20 protein-coding genes are annotated in these 22,424 nt (G+C 69.1%); 12 read left to right on the plus strand and 8 right to left on the minus strand.

Annotation, left to right across the window (positions count from 1 at the left end; all coding sequences use genetic code 11):
• Positions 1 to 85 precede the first annotated feature (85 nt).
• Positions 86 to 319, plus strand: a complete 234-nt coding sequence (locus ABD301_RS32835) for an exodeoxyribonuclease VII small subunit (RefSeq protein ID WP_163573296.1) — start codon at positions 86 to 88, stop codon at positions 317 to 319.
• A 55-nt stretch (positions 320 to 374) separates the two neighbouring features.
• Here the strand turns inward: ABD301_RS32835 and ABD301_RS32840 are convergent, their stop codons facing one another.
• Positions 375 to 911 (minus strand): DUF4245 domain-containing protein, encoded by a 537-nt coding sequence (locus tag ABD301_RS32840; RefSeq protein WP_163573295.1) that lies wholly within the window; start codon positions 909 to 911, stop codon positions 375 to 377.
• Between the two features lie 251 nt (positions 912 to 1,162).
• Between ABD301_RS32840 and glpX the strand changes: the two genes are divergently transcribed.
• The 5 genes from glpX (at position 1,163) to ABD301_RS32865 (ending at position 6,001) form a co-directional block, all read left to right on the plus strand.
• The gene (gene glpX / locus ABD301_RS32845) at positions 1,163 to 2,173 is read left to right on the plus strand and encodes a class II fructose-bisphosphatase (RefSeq protein ID WP_344314146.1); all 1,011 of its coding nucleotides are present in this window, start codon (positions 1,163 to 1,165) and stop codon (positions 2,171 to 2,173) included.
• A gap of 17 nt (positions 2,174 to 2,190) precedes the next feature.
• Positions 2,191 to 3,174 carry a carbohydrate kinase family protein gene (locus ABD301_RS32850; RefSeq protein WP_344314124.1) on the plus strand — a complete coding sequence of 328 codons (984 nt, stop codon included), beginning with the start codon at positions 2,191 to 2,193 and terminating at the stop codon, positions 3,172 to 3,174.
• Between the two features lie 351 nt (positions 3,175 to 3,525).
• A complete protein-coding gene (locus ABD301_RS32855; RefSeq protein ID WP_344314125.1) occupies positions 3,526 to 4,818 on the plus strand; it encodes a citrate synthase in 1,293 nt (430 codons plus the stop codon).
• Between the two features lie 2 nt (positions 4,819 to 4,820).
• Positions 4,821 to 5,597 (plus strand): enoyl-CoA hydratase, encoded by a 777-nt coding sequence (locus ABD301_RS32860; RefSeq protein ID WP_344314126.1) that lies wholly within the window; start codon positions 4,821 to 4,823, stop codon positions 5,595 to 5,597.
• Between the two features lie 53 nt (positions 5,598 to 5,650).
• Complete coding sequence (locus ABD301_RS32865) at positions 5,651 to 6,001, plus strand: VOC family protein (RefSeq protein ID WP_344314127.1); 351 nt, start codon at positions 5,651 to 5,653, stop codon at positions 5,999 to 6,001.
• 4 nt (positions 6,002 to 6,005) lie between these two features.
• On the opposite strand, the gene ABD301_RS32870 is transcribed toward ABD301_RS32865, so the two are convergent.
• Positions 6,006 to 6,680, minus strand: a complete 675-nt coding sequence (locus ABD301_RS32870; protein ID WP_344314129.1) for an EcsC family protein — start codon at positions 6,678 to 6,680, stop codon at positions 6,006 to 6,008.
• Positions 6,681 to 6,756: 76 nt separating this feature from the next.
• Between ABD301_RS32870 and ABD301_RS32875 the strand changes: the two genes are divergently transcribed.
• The 4 genes from ABD301_RS32875 to ABD301_RS32890 all read left to right on the plus strand — a co-directional run bounded on the left by ABD301_RS32875 (position 6,757) and on the right by ABD301_RS32890 (position 11,808).
• Complete coding sequence (locus tag ABD301_RS32875; protein ID WP_163573291.1) at positions 6,757 to 8,184, plus strand: class II fumarate hydratase; 1,428 nt, start codon at positions 6,757 to 6,759, stop codon at positions 8,182 to 8,184.
• 65 nt (positions 8,185 to 8,249) lie between these two features.
• Positions 8,250 to 8,789: a hypothetical protein gene (locus ABD301_RS32880; protein WP_344314130.1), complete on the plus strand. Its 540-nt coding sequence runs from the start codon at positions 8,250 to 8,252 to the stop codon at positions 8,787 to 8,789.
• 48 nt (positions 8,790 to 8,837) lie between these two features.
• Positions 8,838 to 9,677, plus strand: a complete 840-nt coding sequence (locus tag ABD301_RS32885; protein WP_344314131.1) for a class I SAM-dependent methyltransferase — start codon at positions 8,838 to 8,840, stop codon at positions 9,675 to 9,677.
• Positions 9,678 to 9,915: 238 nt separating this feature from the next.
• Complete coding sequence (locus tag ABD301_RS32890) at positions 9,916 to 11,808, plus strand: DUF5107 domain-containing protein (RefSeq protein ID WP_344314132.1); 1,893 nt, start codon at positions 9,916 to 9,918, stop codon at positions 11,806 to 11,808.
• A gap of 3 nt (positions 11,809 to 11,811) precedes the next feature.
• Here ABD301_RS32890 and ABD301_RS32895 read toward each other — a convergent pair whose 3' ends face one another.
• Positions 11,812 to 12,768, minus strand: a complete 957-nt coding sequence (locus tag ABD301_RS32895) for a GlxA family transcriptional regulator (RefSeq protein WP_344314133.1) — start codon at positions 12,766 to 12,768, stop codon at positions 11,812 to 11,814.
• 71 nt (positions 12,769 to 12,839) lie between these two features.
• On the opposite strand from ABD301_RS32895, the gene ABD301_RS32900 reads away from it, so the two are divergent.
• Together ABD301_RS32900 and ABD301_RS32905 are read left to right on the plus strand one after the other, a co-directional pair.
• On the plus strand, positions 12,840 to 13,409 hold the full coding sequence (locus ABD301_RS32900; RefSeq protein ID WP_163573286.1) for a cysteine hydrolase family protein: 570 nt from the start codon (positions 12,840 to 12,842) through the stop codon (positions 13,407 to 13,409).
• A gap of 43 nt (positions 13,410 to 13,452) precedes the next feature.
• On the plus strand, positions 13,453 to 13,851 hold the full coding sequence (locus tag ABD301_RS32905) for a hypothetical protein (RefSeq protein ID WP_344314134.1): 399 nt from the start codon (positions 13,453 to 13,455) through the stop codon (positions 13,849 to 13,851).
• Positions 13,852 to 13,859: 8 nt separating this feature from the next.
• Here the strand turns inward: ABD301_RS32905 and ABD301_RS32910 are convergent, their stop codons facing one another.
• The 5 genes from ABD301_RS32910 to ABD301_RS32930 all read right to left on the minus strand — a co-directional run bounded on the left by ABD301_RS32910 (position 13,860) and on the right by ABD301_RS32930 (position 22,323).
• Positions 13,860 to 17,876, minus strand: coding sequence for an SCO7613 C-terminal domain-containing membrane protein (locus ABD301_RS32910; protein ID WP_344314135.1), 4,017 nt, complete (start codon positions 17,874 to 17,876; stop codon positions 13,860 to 13,862).
• 167 nt (positions 17,877 to 18,043) lie between these two features.
• Entirely contained in the window at positions 18,044 to 18,745 is a 702-nt protein-coding gene (locus tag ABD301_RS32915) for an aggregation-promoting factor C-terminal-like domain-containing protein (protein WP_163573281.1), read from the minus strand.
• 296 nt (positions 18,746 to 19,041) lie between these two features.
• Positions 19,042 to 20,361, minus strand: coding sequence for an RNA 5'-3' helicase PhoH2 (phoH2, locus tag ABD301_RS32920; RefSeq protein ID WP_344314136.1), 1,320 nt, complete (start codon positions 20,359 to 20,361; stop codon positions 19,042 to 19,044).
• Between the two features lie 365 nt (positions 20,362 to 20,726).
• Positions 20,727 to 21,491 carry an isoprenyl transferase gene (locus ABD301_RS32925; protein WP_344314137.1) on the minus strand — a complete coding sequence of 255 codons (765 nt, stop codon included), beginning with the start codon at positions 21,489 to 21,491 and terminating at the stop codon, positions 20,727 to 20,729.
• A gap of 46 nt (positions 21,492 to 21,537) precedes the next feature.
• Positions 21,538 to 22,323 carry an inositol monophosphatase family protein gene (locus tag ABD301_RS32930; protein WP_163573280.1) on the minus strand — a complete coding sequence of 262 codons (786 nt, stop codon included), beginning with the start codon at positions 22,321 to 22,323 and terminating at the stop codon, positions 21,538 to 21,540.
• Between the last annotated feature and the right edge of the window lie 101 nt (positions 22,324 to 22,424).

Raw genomic sequence — 22,424 nt, forward strand, 5'->3', positions numbered from 1 at the left:
GTGCCGCCGGCGGACCTTCCCCACCTGCCGTGTCGGCGGCAGGCCGTACCAACGCGGTGTCGACGGGGGGACGTACGATCGGCCGGTGGCTGCCAAACCGTCCGTGAACGCCGATGTCCGCGACCTGTCGTACGAGCAGGCCCGCGCCGAACTCACCCAGGTCGTCCAGAAACTGGAGACCGGCGGCGCCACCCTGGAGGAGTCGCTGGCCCTGTGGGAGCGCGGCGAGGCGCTCGCCGACGCCTGCCAGGCCTGGCTGGACGGCGCCCGCAAGAAACTCGAAGCCGCCCGCGCCGCCCGCGAATCCACCCCTGAGTAACCACCAACGGGCGTCGCGGAGCGTGACCGAGGGTGGTCGGCGGAGGCGGCGAGGGCTACCTGGCTGGGTGGAGGGAAGCGGCGAGGGCGTTCAGCTCGGAATCGGGCATCTGGCCGATGACCAGGATGGTGACCTTGGGCTGCTGCCACACCAGCGCGCGCTCCTTGCCGCGGCCGGAGTAGATCTGCCAGTCCCGGCCGCCGACGGTGCGGTCACCGACCGGCGGGCGTACGCCACCAAGCTCGTCCGGCAGCAGGCTGGTCACCGGCACGTCGCTCTCAACGATCCGCGCCGACCCGCCGCTCGGGCTCACGTAACCGATCCGCAGCGTCGCCGTACCACCGTTGCCGTGGTCCACATCAGCACGCGTCACCGTCCAGCCGGTCGGCAGCCCCTGCGGCTGCAGCACCGGGAAGCGGTCCACGGCCCGGGCCGACTCGTACGCGGACGAGGGGTCCACCGCGGCCGGGCCACCGGACAGCCACTGGACCACCAGCACGACGGCCACGATCGGGATCAGCAGCACGCCGAGGCTGATCGCCATGTTGCGCGGCAGTGGATTGGCGCGGGACGGCGCGGAAGAGCTACTCACTCCCCCATCGTCCGCCATCGGCGCTGGCCGACTGACCCCGGTCCGCCCCTGCCGGACCGGACGTTTCCAGCGAGCGTACGAACGAGGCCGACCAGCGGTCGGGGCCACCGCCAGTAGCATGAGACGCACCGACGAGGGAGCGTCGCCGCGACACCCAGCGCGGCGTCAGGGAGGCACACGTGAACGAGCACGGCCGCATGGGCGGCGCCGGACCGGACCCGGCGGAGCTCGGGTCGCACCAGTACACCCCGATGCCCACCACGACTGGCCCGCAGGCCCCCGACCGCAACCTCGCCCTCGAGCTGGTTCGGGTCACCGAGGCGGCCGCGATGGCGGCCGGCCGATGGGTGGGGCGGGGCGACAAGAACGGCGGCGACGGCGCCGCGGTGGACGCGATGCGCCAACTGATCAACGGCGTCTCGATGAACGGCGTGGTCGTCATTGGCGAAGGCGAAAAAGACCACGCGCCGATGCTCTACAACGGCGAGCGGGTCGGCGACGGTACGGGCCCGCAGTGCGATGTGGCGGTCGACCCGATCGACGGTACGACCCTGATGGCGAAGGGCATGCCGAACGCGATCGCCGTTCTCGCGCTGGCCGAGCGAGGCGCGATGTTCGACCCGTCCGCGGTGTTCTACATGGAAAAACTCGCCGTCGGGCCGGACTGCGCGGGCGTCGTGGACATCACCGCGCCGGTGTCGGACAACATTGCCCGGATCGCGAAGGCGAAGGACACCGGCGTCGGTGACGTGACGGTCTGCATCCTGGACCGTCCCCGGCACGGCGAGCTGGTCAACCAGGTCCGCCAGACCGGCGCCCGGATCCATTTCATCTCCGACGGAGACGTGGCCGGCGCCATTTCCGCGGCCCGCGACACCAGCGCGGTCGACGTCCTTATGGGCATCGGCGGCACACCTGAGGGAATCATCGCGGCCTGCGCGCTCAAGTGCATGGGCGGCGAGATCCAGGCCCGACTGTGGCCGCGGGACGAGGCCGAGCGGCAGAAGGCGCTGGATGCCGGCCACGACCTGGACCGGGTGCTGTCCACCGACGATCTGGTACGCGGCGACAACGTGTTCTTCTGCGCGACCGGCGTCACCGACGGCGACCTGCTGCCGGGAGTCACGTACCGGCGCGGCGGCGCGGCCACCCACTCACTCGTGATGCGTTCCAAGAGCGGCACCATCCGGGTGATCGACAGCTGGCATTCGCTGACCAAGCTGAAGGCGTACTCACTGATTGATTTCGACCAGGCGCCGTGAAAACAGGATTGTCCACAGTGGACCCAGTTATTGCCGTGATCGGCGAGAACATTGTCGATTTGGTGCCCAACGGCGACGACGGTCTGCTGCGTCCGATCCCCGGTGGCAGCCCGGCGAACATCGCCGTGTCGGCGGCCCGGTTGGGCTCGCCGACGGCACTGCTGGCGCGGATCGGCGCCGATGCCTTCGGCCGGCAGATCCGCCGCCGGCTCCGCGAAGACGGCGTCGACGAGCGGTTCCTGGTCGACGCCGCCGAGCCGTCGTCACTGGCAGTGGTGTCCTTCGACGAGCGGCGCCGGGCGTCGTACGACTTCTGGGTCACCGGCACGGCCGACTGGCAGTGGCGGCCCGGCGAGCTGCCGGCCCGGCTGCCCGCGTCCGTACGAGCGTTGCACCTCGGCTCGATCGCGGCGCTGCGGGCCCCGGGCGCGGCCACCATCGAGGCCTTCGCCCGGGAGCAGGCCAGTAACGACGAGGTCACGCTCAGTCTTGACCCGAACCTGCGGCCCTCCATCGTCGGCTCCGGGCCGGAGGTCACCGCCGCGGTCGAGCGACTGGTCCGGCTGTGCCAGCTGGTGAAGGTCAGCGACGAGGACCTCGACCACCTGCACCCCGGCCGTGACCCCCTGGAGGTCGCGGCACGATGGGCTGCCAGCGGGCCGTCACTCGTCGTGGTCACTCGCGGCGGCGACGGCGCGGTCGCGCTCGCCGGCGACCAGCGGCTGACCGTGTCCGCACCGGAGATCGCGCTGGTAGACACCGTTGGCGCCGGCGACAGCTTCGCCGGCGCGCTGCTGCACGGGCTGGCCGCCGCCGGGCTGCTCGGAAGCGCACTGCCCAAGGCCCTCGCGGGCGCGGATCTCACGGCGACGATCGGTCCGGTCGTACGAGCGGCCGTCGTCGCGGCCGCGCTGACGTGCACTCGGGAGGGCGCCGATCCGCCCACCCGGACCGAGCTGGAAACCGCACTGGCCGGTTATCCACAGGACGCACTCAGCTAGTACTACAGGGCTACTCAAGCGGCGATAGCCGAGCCCAAGTGTCGACTGACGGCACGGCGAAACCGCCCACGTGGCGCTGCCACGCAGGGCGGCCCCGCCGCACCGTCAGACGACACTTGGATCTCGACTCTCATCCGCATGAGTAGCCCTGTAGTACTAGTCCCCTACCAGCAGGCATATCGTCGGGTAGTTGGAGAAAAATCACACCGGCAAAGCGGACCAGCGGCGGCCACGGACGTGCCGAGAGTCTGTACGGACGAGTAGCGTTCAATCTACCGGCTTGTATCGGTCTCCCTCGGGGAGTCGCACCCATGACCTGGGCGCTCCCCGCCCCGGACGAAAGGCCCCTTGATGACTGACCAGAGCACCACCGTCCTTCGTTATCCGGGCGGCGAGCTCGAGATGCCGATCATCCCGGCGACGGAGGGTAATGCCGGGATCGACTCTTCCAAGCTGTTGGCCAAAACCGGCTACGTGACCCTGGACACCGGTTTCGTGAACACCGGTTCGTGCCAGTCGGCGATCACCTACATCGACGGTGACGCCGGCATTCTGCGCTACCGCGGCTACCCGATCGAGCAGCTCGCGCAGAACTCCACCTTCCTGGAAACCAGCTACCTGCTGATCTACGGCGAGCTGCCGACCACCGAGCAGCTGACCGCGTTCGATTCCTCGATCCGGCACCACACGTTGCTGCACGAGGACATGAAGCGGTTCTTCGACGGCTTCCCCCGGGACGCGCATCCGATGCCCGTTTTGGCGTCGGCTGTTAACGCGCTTTCCACCTTCTATCAAGACAATCTTAATCCGACCGACCCCGCCGGGGTGGATTTGACCACCATCCGGCTGATGGCCAAGCTGCCGACCATCGCCGCTTACGCGTACAAGAAGTCGATCGGCCAGCCGTTCCTTTACCCGGACAATTCGCTGGGTACGGTGGAAAACTTCCTGCGGATGACGTTCGGTTTCCCGGCCGAGCCGTACGAGGTCAACGAAACCGCGCGGGCCGCCCTTGACCTGCTGCTGATCCTGCACGCCGACCACGAGCAGAACTGTTCGACGTCAACCGTGCGTACGGTCGGTTCGGCCCAGGCCAACATGTTCGCGTCGATCGCCGCCGGCATCAACGCGCTGTCCGGCCCGTCGCACGGTGGCGCCAACCAGGCGGTGCTGGAAATGCTGGAGAACATCCACCGCAGCTCGGACGACGTGGATGGTTTCGTGAAGCGGGTGAAGAACCGCGAAGAAGGCGTCCGGCTGATGGGTTTTGGCCACCGCGTCTACAAAAACTACGACCCGCGCGCCGCGTTGGTGAAGAAGATGGCCGACGACGTGCTGACCAAGCTCGGCGTTTCGGACCCGCTGCTGGACATCGCGATGGAGCTCGAGCAGCACGCGCTGTCCGACGACTACTTCATCGAACGCAAGCTCTACCCGAACGTGGACTTCTACACCGGTCTCATTTACAAGGCACTGGGTTTCCCGAACCGGATGTTCACCGTGCTGTTCGCGCTCGGCCGGCTGCCCGGCTGGATCGCCCAGTGGCGGGAAATGATGCAGGACCCGGCATTCAAGATCAGCCGTCCCCGGCAGATCTACACCGGCCCCGGCGAGCGCGACTACGTCGGCGTCGGCAACCGTTAGTCATGACCGAAAACCTGCGGGTCGAGCGGGACGGTCCGGCCTTGACCGTCACGTTCGACCGGCCGCGGCAACGCAACGCGATGACCGCGAAAATGTACGACGGCCTGGTCGAGGCATGCGATCGGGCCGACCGCGACGAGGACGTGAAAGTCCTCGTGCTGCGCGGCGCCGGCGGTGAGGCTTTCATCGCCGGCACGGATATCGGGGAATTCGCTGGCTTTTCCTCCGACGGCACCGACGGCATCGGGTACGAGAAAAAGGTCGGCGACGTGCTCGACCGGGTCGAGTCCGTACGAGTGCCGACCATCGCCGTTCTCACCGGCTTCTGCGTCGGCGCCGGCGTGCCACTCGCATCGGCCTGCGACCTGCGGGTCGCCAGCGACGACACCAAGATCGGCATCCCGGTCGCCCGTACACTCGGCAACTGCCTGTCGGCCAAGACGTATGCGCTGCTGGTCTCCCGGTTCGGCGCGAGCCTGCTGCTGGACATCGTGGTGCGGGCCCGGCTTATCTCCGCCGCCGAGGCGCAGGCGGCCGGTTTCCTGTCCGAGGTGCGACCGGCCGCCGAGCTCGACGCGGTGGTAGCAGACCTCGTACGCACGGTCAGCTCGCACGCCCCGCTGACCATGTGGGCGACCCGCGAGTCGCTGCGCCGGATCCGCAACGCGAACCTGCCCGCCGACGAGGACATCCTCGCGACCGTCTACGGCAGCGCCGACTTCGCCACCGGCGTACGTTCCTTCCTCGCCAAGGAACGCCCCACCTGGACCGGCCGCTAACGCCCGCTCACTGGCACCGCTGCGATGTCGTAGGTGGCCGGTACGGTCCGGCTATGACTCTTGATATCAGCATGGTCACCATTGACTGCGAGGATCCGCAGCGGCTCGCCGGGTTCTGGGCACCGGCGCTGGATCTCCAGGTGCTCGGCGACTACGGCGAGTTCGTGCTCCTGGGCCGCGAAGGTGCCGCGGTGAACCTTGGCCTGCAGAAGGTGCCCGAGCCGCGGACGGGCAAGAACCGCGTCCATGTCGATCTCGGCGGCGAACCCCGCGCCGAGGCGACCGAGCGCCTGGTGGCTCTCGGCGCCACCTACAAGACCGAATATCGGCAGCCGGGGCTCCGGTGGTCGGTGCTGGTCGACCCCGAGGGCAACGAGTTCTGCATCGGCGAACACTCGGGCTGAGCCTCTATTCGACGACTTCGCCGTCGATGACGTGCGTGTGGTGGGTGTGTACGAACATCCGGCGGGCGCGGTCGGCGACGCGTTTGGTGGAGATGAGGTCGAAGGCGCCGCCGACGACCGCGCCGACCACCGGCACCACCCGGCTGGCACCGACGGCCGCCACCCGGGACGCGATCGCGCCGGCTGTCTTGCCGGCGGCCACCCGGGTCGCCACCCGGGCGGCGGCGCGGGCCTGGATCCGCGGCAGCACCACGCCGGCCGCCTTCTTGCCGGCGGTGATGCCGGTGCTCTTGGCCGCGGCGGCCTCTGTGGTGCCGCTCACGCACGCCTCGACGGCGCTGCGTACTTCCAGGTCAGCGAGGTCATGGCCGTGCGCGTACGCGATCGCCGCGGTCAGCCGGGCCTGCACGAGCAGGGTGGCGGCGAGCCCGACCGGGGCGCCGACCGCCGCGGTCGCGATGCCGCCGACGCTGGTGACCGCGCCCTGCACGGCCGCGTGGCCGCACTGCGTACGCACCAGCCGGTCGGCGATCTGGCTGGGGGTCATTCCCTTGCGCTGCAACGGGTCGACGAGGTCACGGGCCCCCCGGAACGGCCCCACGCCGTCGATGCCGGCGTCCACCGCGCGCTGCAGCCAGGACATCAGCACGTGGTCCGTCTTCTTGGCCAGCACTGACACGGCGCCTCCGATTTGAGTCCATCTTGTGGTCATCCCAGTCTGCCTTGGCCGCGCCGTTCGTGCTTGGCTAGGGGACATGGCGACGAACACTTCCGCCGAGGACGGCGAGCAGCAGTACCGGATCGAACACGACACGATGGGCGAGGTCAGGGTGCCCATCGGCGCGCGCTGGCGGGCCCAGACGCAGCGTGCGGTGCAGAACTTCCCGATTTCCGGGCGGACCCTGGAGCCGGCGCACATCGCCGCGCTCGCCCGGATCAAGGCCGCGGCGGCGAAGGTGAACGCCAAGCTCAAGGTCATCGACGCGGACATGGCGGCGGCGATCCAGGAGTCCGCGGCGGAGGTGGCGGCCGGCGAGTGGGACGCCCAGTTCCCGATCGACATCTTCCAGACCGGCTCGGGCACCTCCAGCAACATGAACACCAACGAGGTGCTGGCCACCCTCGCGAGCCAGAAGCTGGGCCGTGCGGTGCACCCGAACGACCACGTCAACGCGAGCCAGTCGTCCAACGACGTGTTCCCGTCCTCCATCCACATCGCCGCCACCGACGCTGTCGTACGGGACCTCATCCCGGCCCTTCAGCACTTGGCGAAGTCGTTGCGGGGCAAGGAAAAGAAGTTCGCTGACGTCGTCAAGCCGGGGCGTACGCACCTGATGGACGCGACCCCGGTGACCCTCGGCCAGGAGTTCGGCGGCTATGCCACCCAGGTCGAGCGGGGCGTCGAGCGGCTGGCGGCGTCGCTGCCCCGACTCGCCGAGCTGCCGCTGGGTGGTACGGCGGTGGGCACCGGCATCAACACCCCGCCCGGCTTCTCCGCGGCCGTCATCGCCGAACTCGCCGAGGCCACCGAGCTGCCGCTGACCGAGGCCGTCGACCACTTCGAGGCGCAGGGCGCCCGCGACGGCCTGGTCGAGGCGTCCGGCCAGCTGCGTACGATCGCGGTCGGACTTTTCAAGATCGCCAACGACATCCGCTGGCTCGGCTCGGGTCCGCGTACCGGCCTTGGGGAAATCTCGCTGCCGGACCTGCAGCCGGGTTCGTCGATCATGCCGGGCAAGGTGAACCCGGTGATCTGCGAAGCCGTGCGGCAGGTGTGCGCGCAGGTGATCGGAAACGACGCGACCGTCGCGTTCGGCGGCGCCACCGGTGACTTCGAGCTGAACGTGATGCTGCCGGTGATCGCGGCCAACCTGCTGGAGTCCATCCGGCTGCTGGCCAACGTTTCCCGGCTGTTCGCGGACAAGTGCGTCGACGGCATCACCGCGAACGTCGATCGCGCGCATCAGCTGGCCGGCTCGTCGCCGTCGGTGGTCACTCCACTGAACCGCTACATCGGGTACGAGAGCGCCGCCAAGGTCGCCAAGCACGCGATCGCGCAGGGGCAGACGATCCGGGAAGCCGTCTTCGATCTGGGTTTCGTGGCCGACCAGCCGGGCGAAGGTGTCGTCACCGAAGCCCAGCTCGACGCCGCCCTGGACCTGCTCTCGATGACCCATCCGTAGCCTTTGTTCATTCGACAGGTGATTTCGGCCCACGAGTCGCGGGCCGGAATCCGTTGGGATGCCTTGTGAACATCGACCGTGTCGTCAGCCGGCTGCAGCAGGCCGCGCGGGTGGTGGTGGAGGAGACCGCGCAGGCGGGTGGGAAAAACGAGGTCACGCTGGCCAGCGGCCCCGCCACTTTGGACGGGCTGCGGGCCGAGTTCCAGGAGCGGGTGCCGCCTGAGGTCACCGAGTTCTTCAGCGCTGTCGACGAAGTGCACCTTCCGGACCTCTGGAACGGCTATTTCATCGGCTCGCCCCAACAGATCGCCGACGTCCACCGGGCGCGCCGGCCGCAGTTCGTCAAGCACGCCGGGAAACTACACGACGTGATGATCGTGGCGACCACCGGAAACGGCGTACGTTACGCGATCCCGGTGCCGGAGGACGGCCCGGTCTGGGTGCTGCCGCCGGCCCCGATCGTCGACGGCGCATACCAGGCCGACGACGCCGAGGCGCTGGTTTTTCGGGTCATCGCACCACATTTTGGCTTCTTCGTGGAACAGATCGCGACCTACGCCATCGTCGAGGACGGCGATCCCTTCGACCCGTACCGGTTCTCTTAAGGGCAAATTGGGTCGCGCGGTGGTCGGCGGCGTGAGATCGTGCCGGACGTGGACGACTATATCGCCGTTAACAAAGCCAACTGGGACGACCGGGCGGCGGCACACGCGGCTTCGCCGGACTACTCATTGGAGAAGTTCCAGAGCGATCCAGCGTTCCTGAGCGGCGTCGTACGGTTCGACCTGCCGCGGCTGGGCTCGATCGAGGGCCTGCGCGGCGTACACCTGCAGTGCCACATTGGCACCGACACGATTTCGTTGTCCCGGCTCGGCGCCCGGATGACCGGGCTGGACTTCTCGGCCGCCTCCCTCGACCAGGCTCGCAAGCTTGCCGGCGGTCTCGGGGCGGACGTGGATTTCGTGCAGGGCAACGTGTACGACGCGGTCGAACTGCTGGGCGCTGGCCAGTTCGACCTGGTTTTCACCGGCATCGGCGCGTTGTGCTGGCTGCCGGACATACGCCGATGGGCTGACGTGGTGGCGGGCCTGCTCAAGCCCGGCGGCCGACTGTTCATCCGGGAAGGGCACCCGATGCTGTGGGCGCTGGACGACCCCCGCGACCATGGCCTACTGGCGGTCGAGTTTCCCTATTTCGAAAGGGAAGAATCCACAGTTTGGACTGGGGGCGGCACGTACGTGGAGACCGACGCGGTCTTCACCGCGAACACCACCCACGAGTGGAACCACGGCCTCGGTGAGATCGTCACCGCGTTGCTGGCCAACGACCTGCGGCTGACGATGCTGGAAGAGCACGACAGCGTGCCGTGGCCGGCGCGGCCCGGCGAGATGGACTACGTCGGCGAAGGCGAATACCGGCTCACCGACCGGCCGTGGCGGCTCCCGCACAGCTACACCCTGCAGGCGGTCAAAGGCCACACGGTGGGCCAGTAGTGGCCTGCGTCACTGTCTCGGTGTACACCCGCCGGTAGCGTCGGAACCCGCTAGTACTACAGGGCTACTCATGCGGATGAGAGTCGAGATCCAAGTGTCGTCTGACGGTGCGGCGGGGCCGCCTGGCGTGGCAGCGCCACGTGGGCGGTTTCGCCGTGCCGTCAGGCGGCGCTTGGGCTCGGCTATCGCCGCTTGAGTAGCCCTATAGCACTAGAACAGGTCCCGACGGAGGAGTCCGGTGAGTTCCACTCTGAGACTGGAAAAGCTGCGCATGCCGGTGGCCTCGCCGCAGGCCCAGAGCCCGCTGCCGATGCTGCGCGGCACCGATATCCACGCCAGCGTTCGCGGCGGGGAACTCGACGTCGAGTACGGGCGGATCAGCCACCTGCTGCCGTACCACGCCCAGGACGACTACAGCCGCGAGCCAGTCGACCGTGAACTTTCGGTTGCCGTACTGGAAAACGAGTGGCTCACCGCGACTTTCCTGCTGGAGTTCGGCGGCCGGCTGTGGTCGTTGGTCGATCGTACGAACGGCCGCGAACTTCTGCACCGGCCATCGGTGCTGCAGACCGCGAACCTCGCGCTGCGCAACGCCTGGTTCGCCGGCGGGGTGGAGTGGAACCTCGGCACCACCGGGCACTGGCCGCTGACGTGTGCGCCCATGCACGCTGGCTGGGTGTCCGGGCCAAAAGGCGTGCCGGTGTTGCGCATGTGGGAGTACGAGCGACTGCGCCGGATGGTCGTCCAGCTGGACGCGTGGCTGCCGCCCGATTCCAGGGTTCTGTTCGTACGCCCGCGGCTGCACAATCCGCACCGGGAAACAATTCCAGTTTACTGGTGGTCCAATGTGGCCGTACCGGAAACCGACGCGACCCGGGTGCTGGCGCCGGCCGACACCGCCTGGCAGTTCGGCTATGAGGCGGAGCTAAGGAAAACTCCGGTTCCCGGTCCCACCGACGGATATCCGGCCCGGGCAGCCACCGCGGCGGACTATTTTTACGATATTCCCGATGACAGGGCCGGCTGGATCGCCGCCGTCGACGAGAACGGCGACGGATTTTTCCAGACGTCGACGCGTCCGATGCGTGGCCGGAAACTCTTCTTCTGGGGCACTGGCCAGGGTGGCCGGCGTTGGCAGGAATGGCTGGGCGACGGACGCTATCTGGAAATCCAGGCGGGCCTGGCTCGTACGCAGCTGGAGCACGTGCCGATGCCCGCCGGCGAAACCTGGTCCTGGACCGAGGCGTACGGCCCGATCGCGGTGGACGCCCAAGTGGCCCACGGCGACTGGACACGCGCTAGCCAAGCCGCCGGCGAAGCGGTCGCGCGGGTGATCCCGGCCACCGACCTGTCCACTGTGGACACCGAAGCCGCGCGGTGGGCGGCGCAAGCGCCAGTTGACCGACTGTCGGTGGGGTCCGGTTGGGGTGCGCTGGAGGTACGCACCGGTGGCCTGCCCGCCGAGGCCGCCACGCCGTTCGCCGACGACACCCTCGGCCCGGATCAGCAACCGTGGCTCCAGCTCTGGGAAACTGGCGCCTTCCCTGCTCAAACTCAGCCGGTCAGCACAAACGTTGGTCCACAGTGGACAGATAAACTGCTGACCCTGGGCGACGACTGGCACGCCCTCCTGCACCTGGGTCTACTGCGCCATTCCACCGGCGACCACGCCGGCGCCCGCGCGGCCTGGCAGAAATCGTCCGCGCTGAAGGAAAACCCGTGGAGCCTGCGCAACCTGGCGGTGGTGGAGCAGGACGCCACCGCGGCGGCCGCGCTGCTGACTCATGCGCATGCGCTGCTGCCCGGAAATTGGCAGCTCACCAACGAAACCCTGGCCGCGCTGCTACGAGCCGGGTTGGCCTCGGACGCGCTGGACCTGATCAGCGGGCTCGATTCGGCGCAGCGAGCGCACGGCCGGATCCGGCTGTGCGAATGCCGGGCAGCGCTGGCCGTTGGCGACACCCAGCGAGCCGGCGCGATTCTGCGCGGTCCGTGGGAAATCAGCGACCTCAAGGAGGGCGAAGACAGCCTCGGCCGGCTCTGGTCCGACTACCAGCGAGCCGCCGGTACCGACGAGCCACTACCCTACCGCTACGACTTCCGCATGCACCCGGAGCCGGCTCCCTGCTGAGTTTCAGCCTGACCGGGCGAAAGTTCGGCGATACGCGGCCGGCGTGGTGCCGATTTGCCGGCGAAAATGGGTACGCAGCACACCGGCGTCCGCGAAACCGCAGCGGGTCGCCACCCGATCGACGGAAAGATCGGTACGCTCCAACAACTCCGCGGCCCGCCGAACCCGTTCGGCGAGCAGCCACTGCAGCGGCGAGACGCCGGTCTCGGCGACGAACCGGCGCGCGAAAGTACGCTCGCTGACACCGACTCTCCCAGCCAGACCGGCGACAGTGTGCGCGGAATCAAGCCGGTCACGGGCCCAGTCTTGGACGGCCGCTATCGACGGTGCCGGCGGGCGTACGGGCGGGACCGGCACGTCCACATACTGGCGCTGACCGCCGTCCCGGTGTGGCGGGGTGACCATCCGGCGGGCGATGGTGCCGGCCACCGCCGAGCCGTGCGCGAGGCGTACGAGATGAAGGCAGAGATCGATGCCGGCGGCCGTGCCAGCCGAGGTCCACAGTGGACCGTCGCCGATGAACAGTGCGTCGGTTTCCATTTTGATATCAGGAAAATCGACGGCCAACCGGTCGGCTAGCAACCAATGTGTGGTGGCCCGGTGGCCGTCCAACAGACCGGCTTCGGCCAGCACGGCGGCGCCCGAACACAGCGCGGCCACCGTCGCCCCGCGGCGCACCGCGGACCGCAGCGCGCGACTCACCTCCTCGTCCACTGGAGCGAACCAGTCCTTCCGGCCGGGCACCACCACCAGGTCAGCGCCGGCGAGCCCGGCCAGCGGGTGGGTGGGCACCGCCTGCAGGCCGCTCTCCAACGCCACCGGTTCGCGCGTACGAGCGCAGGTCCGCAGCTCGAACGGCGGCACGCCGTGCTCGGTGCGGTCTCGGCCCCAGACCTCGATAGCGACGCCGACATCAAAAGCGTTGTTGCCCGGCTGCAGGAGAAGCGCGATCGTCCGCATGGCTGGAATCTACCCCATGGTGACATTCTTGCCACTAGTTCCCGTCGGTTCGGCGGCGAACGATAGAAGGCATGACAATCATCGCGCCCAACGCGGCCCTCATCGTCGTCGACGTCCAGCAAGGATTCTCCGACCCGTCCTGGGGCACCCGCAACAACCCCGACTTCGAGTCCAACATTGCCGAGCTGCTGGCCGGCTGGCACCGCACCGGCCGCCCGATCGTGCTCGTACGACACCACTCCACGAAGACCGATTCTCCGCTGCGCCCCGGTCAGCCAGGCAATGATTTCCAGCCCTTGTTGGAAAATGTCACCGCCGAGCTGACTCTGCAGAAGTCCGTGCATTCAGCTTTCCTGGGCAAGCCGGAGCTGCACGCCTGGCTGTCGGCGGCCGGCATCGGGGAGATCGTGGTCTGCGGCATCCAGACCAACCGCTGCTGCGAAACCACCGCACGGATGGGCGGCGACCTCGGTTATCGAGTGCTGTTCGCGCTCGACGCGACGCACACCTTCGACGAGGTCGGCCCGGACGGCAGCACGGTCACCGCCGACGAGTTCGCCCGGATCACCGCGGCGAACCTGCACCACAACTTCGCCACCGTGACCACCACCGCCGACATCGTCAGCGCCCTCAAAGGCTAGCTAGCACTATCGTGGCGGCGATAGCGCGCGCTATCGTACGTCCATGAGCCCGTCACCGAGCCCGGCCGGCAAGCTCGCCGCGGCGCTGGAATCGCTGTCCCCCGCCGACCGCCAGGAAGTCACCGCCTGGCTGCTGGAGACCACCCGGGCCGTCGCCCAGCCGCCGAGCGTCGTCCCACCAACCCACCAGTTCGACTCGCCGCGGATGCGTCGCGCGTCGATTTGGACCGGCATGCCGGCGGACTGGCGACGGCAGCTCACCAGCACGCTGCCCAGCGGCGAGAACAGCCAGCTGGTGACCGTGAGACTGCCCACCGACCAGCACGCCCGGCTGCGCGACTGGTGCTCCAGCCACAACTTCACCATGGCCGCCGTCGTCCGCGGCCTGATCGAACGCTTCCTCGACGACCAGGAACCCCGCGAACCCACCTCCCCAGCCTGATCTCCGGGTCAGCGCATGCGGGCGACGGCTCGGCTGAGGCGTAAGACGTCCCGCCGGCGGTGTTCGTAGCGGGCGCCGACGCCCAGCAGCACCACGCCGCCGACGGCGAGCGGGACCCAGCGCGGCAGGGCGGTGACGACATCGGCGACCAGCGGGGACAGCTCGTGGACCGCTAGTACGGCGAGGATCGCGGCGGCGATCAGGAAAGGGGCCTGGCGGCGGCGGTACGCGCCGAGCAGAGTGACGGCCAGCGCGGCGGCTCCCAGCGCGAAGGGCCGCCACGACTCGGTCGACACCAGGAACGTCATCGCGAGGCTGGGCAGCAGCAACCCAGTCACGCCCGGCCCGAAGGTCACCCACGACAGCAGCTGCGGCCACCGCCGGCTCATCCAGAAGCCGCCGGCGATCGCCAGCCCGGCGGCCGGCAGCGTGTACGCCTCGGGCGTACCAATCCGAGCGGCCACCAGCCAACTCCAAGTGGCCATCAGCTCCAACCCGATGGCCACGAACCAGACCATCCGGCGGTCCGGCCGCAGGCCGTGCAGCCCGACCACCAGCCCGGCGAGGAACAGCACCAACCCGGTGTGGAAAGCCTGGCCGACGGTCAGCCCGACAGCGGCGAGCCCCGCGGGCAGCGCGGCGGCCTCCAGCACCAAAGCCAGCCGGACCCGCGCCGAAGCAGCCACGGCACCGGAGTCTGGGGCTCGGGCACTGGAGTACCACGGATGACGTACCAAGGCCGCCACAGCCACGGCGACCGCGCCGACCATCAGCACGGCGTACGCGATCGCCGACGCTGGGAAGCCGAAGTGGAAGCCGGCGACGACCGCGTCGAGGGTGGCGGCGAGTACGGCCGCGCCGGCGGCGAGCTCACCGATCAGCTGCCATCCGCTCACCCGCGTGCCAGGCACCGGCCACGGCAACCGTACGAAACCACCCACCACCGCCAGCAGCAGAGCGGCAATGACCAGCGCGGTCAGCCGGATCCACGCCTCGGTCGGCGCGACCGAGAGCCACAGCACACTCGGCAGCACCGCGAGAATCCCGGCGGCGGCCACCTGCAGGGTCGCGCTGAGCGACGGTGGCCGGCGGGTCGCCCAGGCCAGCCGGAAACCGAGCAGCGCCAGCACGGCGGGCAGTGTGTACGCCTCCGGAAGGTGGACGGCCGCCGCGTCGAGCCAGTACCAAGACGCGACCATCAGCGCGACAGCGGCCACATATCCCAGGAAGCGCCGGTCCGCCCGCAGCGCAGCCACCGCGGAAATCGCCGCTATAAGAGCAAAGATCTGACCGCTCTGCCACAGATGGCCGCCCGTCAACCCGATGGCGACCATTGCGGCCGGGATCGCGGTGACCTCCAGCGCGACCGAAATCGGGACGGATCGGTGGACGATCGCGGCGGCTCCCACCGCGACCGCCACCACGGCGACGACCGCGAAGGCGGTCCAGCGCTGCTCCCACCCGAGCCGGTAGCCCAGCGCGATCGCGTCGCCGGCCGCACCGCCAATGGCGAGTACGGCCGCGAACGCACCACCCGCCTGCCATCCCGCGAGTTCCCCCCACGGCCGCCGTACGAGCAGCAAGGCGCTGGTCACGGCCACCGCGACCAGCGTGATCGCGGTCAGCCGGATCCACGCCTGGCCGGGTTCGACGGGCAACCACGCCAGACTTGGCAGCAACATCCCGGCGAGACCGAACCCGACCGCGGCACCAGCCGGATCGCGATGAAGGCCGCGGGCGCAGAGAACGGCGCCGGCCCCCGCGAGCAGCAACGACGCGGGCAGTGTGTACGCCTCCGGCACTCGTACGTCCGCGGCGAACAGCCAGCACCACGAGGCCGCCACTTCCAGCACCCCGACGGCGACCAGGACGGCCCGCCGATCGCGGTGGACCGCCACCACGCCGGCCCCGGCGCCGCAGATCGCCAGGACCAGGCCGGACTGCCACGGATGGCCGGAGGTCAGGCCGAGCGCGACCAGGGCCCAGGGCAGCGCCGAGAGCTCAGCGGCCAACCGCTGCCCGCCACGCAGCAAGCCGGCGACGCCAAGAGTCATCACGACAACGGCCAGCGGGCCAAGGGACGCCCACCAGGTGGGTACGCCCGAAAGGATGGTCAGGCTGTCAGCGCCGGCAGCCGCGACCGCGATCCCGACCGGCAGCCAGTTCAGTTCCCGCTGATGGGCCGGTACGGCTACCACGACGGCGCCGGAGGCCAGCGCGGTCAGCGCGGCGATGGCCGCGTGCTGCCCTTGCGCTGACCAGCAGACCAGGTCCGCTACCAGCGCTAACGCGCTGATCACCGCGGTCGCCGTGAACAGCCGCCGAGCTCCCGGCCAGTCCTTTCTCGGGGCAGCCGTCGACGGCTCGCTCGCCCCAGCCGGCGCACTCCGGCGGGCTAGCGCAGCCCCGGCCAAGGCACCGATCGCGACCAGCTGGACGGCGAGCGCGGCCGGCCAGTCCAGCCGAAGGCCCGCGGGCAGCAGCAGTACGACCACCGCGAAGCCGCCGGCCCCGATCGCGGCGGCCGTCCAGGCGGCGAGCGCGCGGTAGGCCAGCGCGGTGCCGGCCACCGCGATGAAAACGGCGGCAATCACGGTCCACACGTCGATGCCACCAAACAGCCGGATGGCCGTACGAGCGGCGGTTGACAGCTCGTAATGTCCGAGCCACACCGCGGCCGCGGCCGCGCTGTCGCCCACCATCACCAGCAGCGCGTTCGCGGCCGGAACCACAGCGCCGATGACCACCACGGGCAGAGCGCCCAGCATCGACGACCGCCGCCATCGGGCCGGCAGCGCCGCCGACGCGGCCGCCACCACCAGCGCGGCGATCGCGATCAGGGCCGCGACCGGCGGGTGAACGGCCACTCGCGCGGGCATGACGACGAGCCCGATCGCCACCGCGGCCGTCACCGCACCCGCCCCGAGATCGGCGACCGTCCGCTGCCCGAACACCAGCCCGCTGGCCAGCAGAACGGCCGCGCCAAGCGCCAGGACGCCGGCCGCCAACGCGGACGTCGTGGCCGTACGAGCCAACGCCAACCCCAGCAGCGAGCCGCCGCCCGCGGCCACCAGAGCAAGCCCTCCGCAGCCGCAGGCCACGATCATCACTTCGTCCTTGCGCCGCCAGCCGAGCGCGCCATCGGCCGCCGCGACCAGCAGCGCGACCGCCGCCCAGCCGGTAGCGCCGGGTCGCAGGTCGGCGACCAGCAGCGGCAGCACGGCCTGCGCCAGCACCACCGCGAGCGGTCGCATGAAACGGTTCGGCACCAGCGCCGGATAAGTGGCCGCTATCGCCGCAACTATGGCAACGGCCAAGCCTGCGTACGTGCTGGCGGCCAGACTGTCCGGCAGCAGTCCGGACGCCCGGGCCGCGTACGCGTCAAGGCCAAGAAACACCAGCCCGACGCTCGCGACCGCCAGCGCGGTCGTACGCAAGCCGTGCCGGTTCAGCAGCGCCGGCACGGCCAGCACGACGATTGTCAACGCGGCCAGCATCGCGGCCCGGCCGCCAATGCCGACTCGTCCCCACGCGACGACGGTGAAGACGACCGCGGCAACGCTGAGCAGCAGGCCGCCGAGGCTGAGCAAGACGTTTTGCACGGTCCACGGTGAGTTCTCGTCGACCGCGCGCGCTTCGGTACGGGTAGACGACGGCTGTGGCGCGGCCGGCGGCATGGGCTGTGAGGACGTGACGGCAGGTCGGCCGCGTACGCCCAAAGGAGCCGGCGGGATCGACGGCCGTACGACCGTGGGCGCGGGCGGACCGGCGGGCACGAGCGCCGCCGCGGCCAGCTCGGCTTCCAGCTGCGCGACCAGCACCCGCCGGCGGTGGACGAAGTTATGGCGGGCATCGCGCAGCCGCCGCAGCTGCTGGTCGACGCCGGTCAGCTCCTGGTCGATGAACCTGATCTCGTCGGCCGCCGGGCCGACCAACCGCAGGCCGCAGCCTCGGCAATGCGGCAACACCTGGGGATTCTCGACGGCACACAACGGGCATCGCGCCAACGGCAGGGGACTCGCCATCACTCAGCTCCAAGAGAGATTCCTCGTTGGAGTGAAGCGTCCCGAAATCCGTACCCAGCCGAATCTGCCCTGATACTCAACCCCGCTGAGTACTACTACTCACCCAACGGGACAGAAACGCGAAAACGCCGCCCCCGCGTAGCGGAGACGGCGTCGTCAACGAACGATCAGTACCAACCTCGGGTCTGCCAGATCGCCCAAGCCTTACAAGGGGTGCTGTATCGCTTCTTGATGTAGTCGAGGCCCCACTTGATCTGGGTGGCCGGGTCGTCCCTCCAGCCGGGACCTGCCTCAGCAAGACGGTCTTTCGGAACGGCTTGCGGGATACCCCAGGCAGTACCCGCACTGTTGGTCGCGTGCGTTGACCAGCCGCTCTCCTTATCCCACATAGGGCTAAGGCAGGTCATCTCGCCCGTGGAGAATCCCCATTGAGGAAGCATGCCGCAGGCGATCCGGCGGTTACCGCTGTAGTTCTTTATGCAGTCCACTGACGGCGGGGGCACACTCAGACCTGCACCGGTGCCGTCGTCTGTACGAGCCTGGGATCGGGAGGCTTTCGCGGCGGCCGCTCTGGCTGCCGCCGCCTTCGCGTCCGCGGCTGCCGCCGCCTGGACTTGGGCCTGAACCTGCGCGGTCGTGCCGGCGCGCTTGGCGTCGGCGAGCGCTCCGGCCTGGTCCGCGCGGTCGTCATCGACCGGCCGGGTCTGCTGGCTGACCGCGGTGATCTGCTCGGGCTGTTTCATCGAGCCGGCGAAATAAGCGGCTCCGACGCCGAGCATCAGGACGGCGACCGCGAAACTGCGGACCACCACGCTCGACCCCCGGACAACGATCCGGTTCACCTGCGAACTTCCCTTCGTCGTGCGCACCAAGCCGCCCATAAAGGCAGCCCGCGAACGGCTCCACCACCCTGTCACCGGCGCGGTCACTGTCGCCGCGTCGACAACTCGGCCCGGGGAAGAATATGGCCGAGCTCGTTTCAAGCGCCTGGGCGGTCGTACGTTAACCCATCGTCCGTCCGGCTCAAAACGTCACACCCACGGTCGAACTCATCACCCGTTCGTCCGTACTGAGGTATTTTAACCCGCTTTGGTACGGACGCGTTTCAGGGGTCGACACGGGCGTGTCGACCCCTGAAATCCGGCCTCTGGAAAGCGGCCGCGAACTAGATGTTCAGACCCTCCAACATCTCTGTGACCAGGGCGGCTACCGGCGAACGCTCGGACCTGGTGAGGGTCACGTGGGCGAACAGCGGGTGGCCCTTGAGAGCCTCGATGACCGCCGCGACGCCGTCGTGCCGACCAACCCGGAGGTTGTCCCGCTGGGCGACGTCGTGGGTGAGCACGACGCGGGACCGCTGGCCGAGCCGCGAAAGCACTGTGAGCAGCACGTTTCGCTCCAGCGACTGGGCTTCGTCGACGATGACGAACGCGTCATGGAGACTTCGGCCACGGATATGCGTCAGCGGCATCACTTCGAGCATCCCGCGGGCGTGGATCTCCTCCAGCACGGTGTCGTTGACGAGTCCGCCGAGCGTGTCGTAGACCGCCTGGCCCCACGGCGACATCTTCTCCGCCTCAGTGCCCGGCAAGTAGCCGAGTTCCTGGCCGCCAACCGCGTAGAGCGGCCGGAAAACGACGACCTTCTTGTGCTTGCGGCGCTCCATCACCGCGTCCAGGCCGGCGCACAACGCGAGCGCGGACTTGCCCGTACCAGCCCGGCCTCCGAGCGACACGATGCCGATGTCGTCATCCATCAGCAGGTCCAAGGCGACCCGCTGCTCGGCGGACCGGCCGTGCAACCCGAAGGCCTCGCGGTCACCTCGTACGAGCCGGACGGTCTTGTCCGGTTGTACGCGGGCCAGCGCCGAGCCACGGCCGGACAGCAGCACCAGACCGGTGTGGCAGGGCAGCCCGGCGGCCGCCGGCAGGTCCAGCGACACCTCGCCGTACAGCGTCGCCATCTGCTCTTCGGTCACGTCCAGCTCGACCATGCCGGACCAGCCGTCGCCGGAGGTCATCTCGTGCCGGTATTCGTCGGCGGCGACGCCGACCGAACCCGCTTTCACCCGCAGCGGCATGTCCTTGCTGACCAGCACGACGTCCTTGCCCTCGGCCGCGAGGTTGAGCGCGACGGCGAGGATCCGGTGGTCGTTGGCGTCCGCCCGAAAGCCCGGCGGGAGCACCTTGGGATCGGAGTGGTTGAGCTCGATTCGTACGGTCCCGCCTTCGTCGTTGACGGGGATCGGCGCGTCCAATCGGCCGTATTTGATGCGGAGTTCGTCGAGAGTTCGCAGGGTTTGGCGGGCGAACCAGCCCAGTTCGGGATGGTGTCGTTTGCCCTCCAGCTCGCTGATCACCACCAGCGGGAGGACGACCTCGTGCTCGGCGAAGCGAGCCAGCGCGCCCGGATCAGAGAGGAAAACCGACGTGTCGATGACGAACGTCCGGATTTCCGGGGCGGATGTCGCGGATTGTGTAGTCACGGCGCCGCTCCAGCAGGTCTGCACCCCAGACCCGCGGTGAGGATTCGGCCGGGACCTGACCCCATGAGGGGGCCGGGTGCCGGCCCCCTCGCTTATCGCAGCCACTGGATGAACCTGCGTCCAGGGCGTGCAGCGGTCGGACCAAGAAGGCTCCTTACAAGGGGCCACCCGGGCGGTCCGGAAGACCCGGTCCGCCACTACCGAAGTTACGCCGTGCGCAGCAGAGATCAAGCCCTTGACACGCCGTGCCGCGGTGTGCGGGTACGCGTCGACGACCTGCCGAAACACCACTGGCATCGACTGGACACATGGCCGACATCCGCGGTTCAGCGAACCGCACAAAAGGCGCTTACGGTACGAGCCGGTCAGCCGCCGTAGCGGCGGTGCCGGTTCGCGTAGTCCCGCATCGCGCGCAGGAAGTGCGCGCGCCGAAAAGCCGGCCAGTACGCGTCGCAGAAGTAGAACTCCGAGTAGACGCTCTGCCACAGCAGGAACCCGGAAAGGCGCTGCTCACCGGACGTACGAATGATCAGGTCCAGGTCCGGCTGGCCGCGGGTGTAGAGGTGCTCGGCAATGTGGTCGGCGGACAGGATCTCGGCCAGCTCCTCGATCGAGCTGCCCCGGTTGGCGTGCTCCAGCAGCAGCGACCGGACGGCGTCCGCGATCTCCCGCCGGCCGCCGTACCCGACCGCGATGTTCACCCGCATGCCGGTGCGCTCGTCCGTACGGCTCGCGGCCTCTTTGAGGATCGCCGCGGTCTGGTCGGGCAGCAGATCCAGAGCACCCAGCACGGTGAGCCGCCACGGCTGCCCGTCTTCGGAGAGGTCGGTGGCGAGGCCCTCGATGATCTGCAGCAGCGGCCGCAGCTCCTCCGCCGGGCGCGACAGGTTCTCGGTGGAAAGCAGCCACACGGTGACCGCCTCGACGCCGGCGTCGTGGCTCCAGCCAATCACCTGCTCGACCTTGGCCGCGCCGGCCCGATGCCCACTGGGCGTGGTCAGGCCTACATCGCGGGCCCACCGGCGGTTGCCGTCGATGATGAGTCCGATGTGCCGCGGCATGGTCTTACCGCTGAGCGAGGTGGCCAGCCGCCGCTCGTAAACTTTGTAGAGAAGATCTCTGATGGCCACGGATGCACCTTACGCCCGGACGACGGCACCTGGAGCGGTCGCTGGGCTAGGAACCGTCAGCCGTACCAAGGAGTCGGAGAACCTCGGCATGCAGAGTGGGATTGGCGGCGACCATGGTGCCGGTGTCCACTCGGGCGGCGCCGGTGATGTCGGTGACCTTCGCGCCGGCGGCGACCATCACGGCGTACGAAGCGGCGAAGTCCCAGATTTTGCCGGCGGGGCAAAGCGCGGCCTCGTACCGGCCGGCGGCGACGTCACCGGAGACGCTGGCGTCGGACGCGGTGAACATTTCGTACGAGGCGGCGCGGATGCGTTCGATGCCGTCACCGAAGCCACGGCGACGCCAGACAGAGGGGCCGCTGTACGCGACCTGAGCCTCGGTCAGGGTGTCCATGGTGGACACATGCAGCGGTCCGCCGGTCGAGTCGGCGGTGACGCCGACGGCCCCCCACCAGCGCTCGTGGTACGCGGGCATGGAAATCACGCCGACCACCGGCACGTCGTCGACCGCGAGCGCGATCAGGGTCGCGAAGCCGTGCCGGCCGCGGGCGAAGTTGGCGGTGCCGTCGACCGGGTCGATGATCCAGCGCCGGCTGGCGGCCGGGTCACCGATCAGGCCTTCCTCCTCGCCGAGCACCGCGTCGGTCGGGCGGGCGGCGGCGATCTCCTCGCGCAGCCGTGCCTCGACCTCTTTGTCGGCGTTGGTGACGAAGCTGTTGTCCGGTTTCAGCTGGATGTCCAGCGCCGGGTCCCGCCAGTGCCGCCGGGTCAGCTCGTCGGCCGCATCTGCCAGTCGCAGCGCCAGTTCCAGGTCGTCCGCAAGATCACCCATGCCACCAGACTGCCAAAGATCTCTGACTTCTGGGCGTACGCCACCTGTCATCTCCGCCACCAGACCCTCGCGAACTCGACGTTTTCGTCCTCAACCCCGGC

It is taken from the genome of Fodinicola feengrottensis, from assembly GCF_039530045.1.
GTDB classification, from domain to species: Bacteria; Actinomycetota; Actinomycetes; order Mycobacteriales; family HKI-0501; genus Fodinicola; species Fodinicola feengrottensis.

What these genes read in the sequence shown, in the direction of transcription:
- glpX (WP_344314146.1), top strand. Translation starts at nt 1,163, where the DNA reads ATGCCCACCACGACTGGCCCGCAGGCCCCCGACCGCAACCTCGCCCTC.
- ABD301_RS32855 (WP_344314125.1), top strand. Translation starts at nt 3,526, where the DNA reads ATGACTGACCAGAGCACCACCGTCCTTCGTTATCCGGGCGGCGAGCTC.
- ABD301_RS32860 (WP_344314126.1), top strand. Translation starts at nt 4,821, where the DNA reads ATGACCGAAAACCTGCGGGTCGAGCGGGACGGTCCGGCCTTGACCGTC.
- ABD301_RS32865 (WP_344314127.1), top strand. Translation starts at nt 5,651, where the DNA reads ATGACTCTTGATATCAGCATGGTCACCATTGACTGCGAGGATCCGCAG.
- ABD301_RS32875 (WP_163573291.1), top strand. Translation starts at nt 6,757, where the DNA reads ATGGCGACGAACACTTCCGCCGAGGACGGCGAGCAGCAGTACCGGATC.
- ABD301_RS32895 (WP_344314133.1), bottom strand. Translation starts at nt 12,768, where the DNA reads ATGCGGACGATCGCGCTTCTCCTGCAGCCGGGCAACAACGCTTTTGAT.
- ABD301_RS32900 (WP_163573286.1), top strand. Translation starts at nt 12,840, where the DNA reads ATGACAATCATCGCGCCCAACGCGGCCCTCATCGTCGTCGACGTCCAG.
- ABD301_RS32905 (WP_344314134.1), top strand. Translation starts at nt 13,453, where the DNA reads ATGAGCCCGTCACCGAGCCCGGCCGGCAAGCTCGCCGCGGCGCTGGAA.
- ABD301_RS32910 (WP_344314135.1), bottom strand. Translation starts at nt 17,876, where the DNA reads ATGGCGAGTCCCCTGCCGTTGGCGCGATGCCCGTTGTGTGCCGTCGAG.
- ABD301_RS32930 (WP_163573280.1), bottom strand. Translation starts at nt 22,323, where the DNA reads ATGGGTGATCTTGCGGACGACCTGGAACTGGCGCTGCGACTGGCAGAT.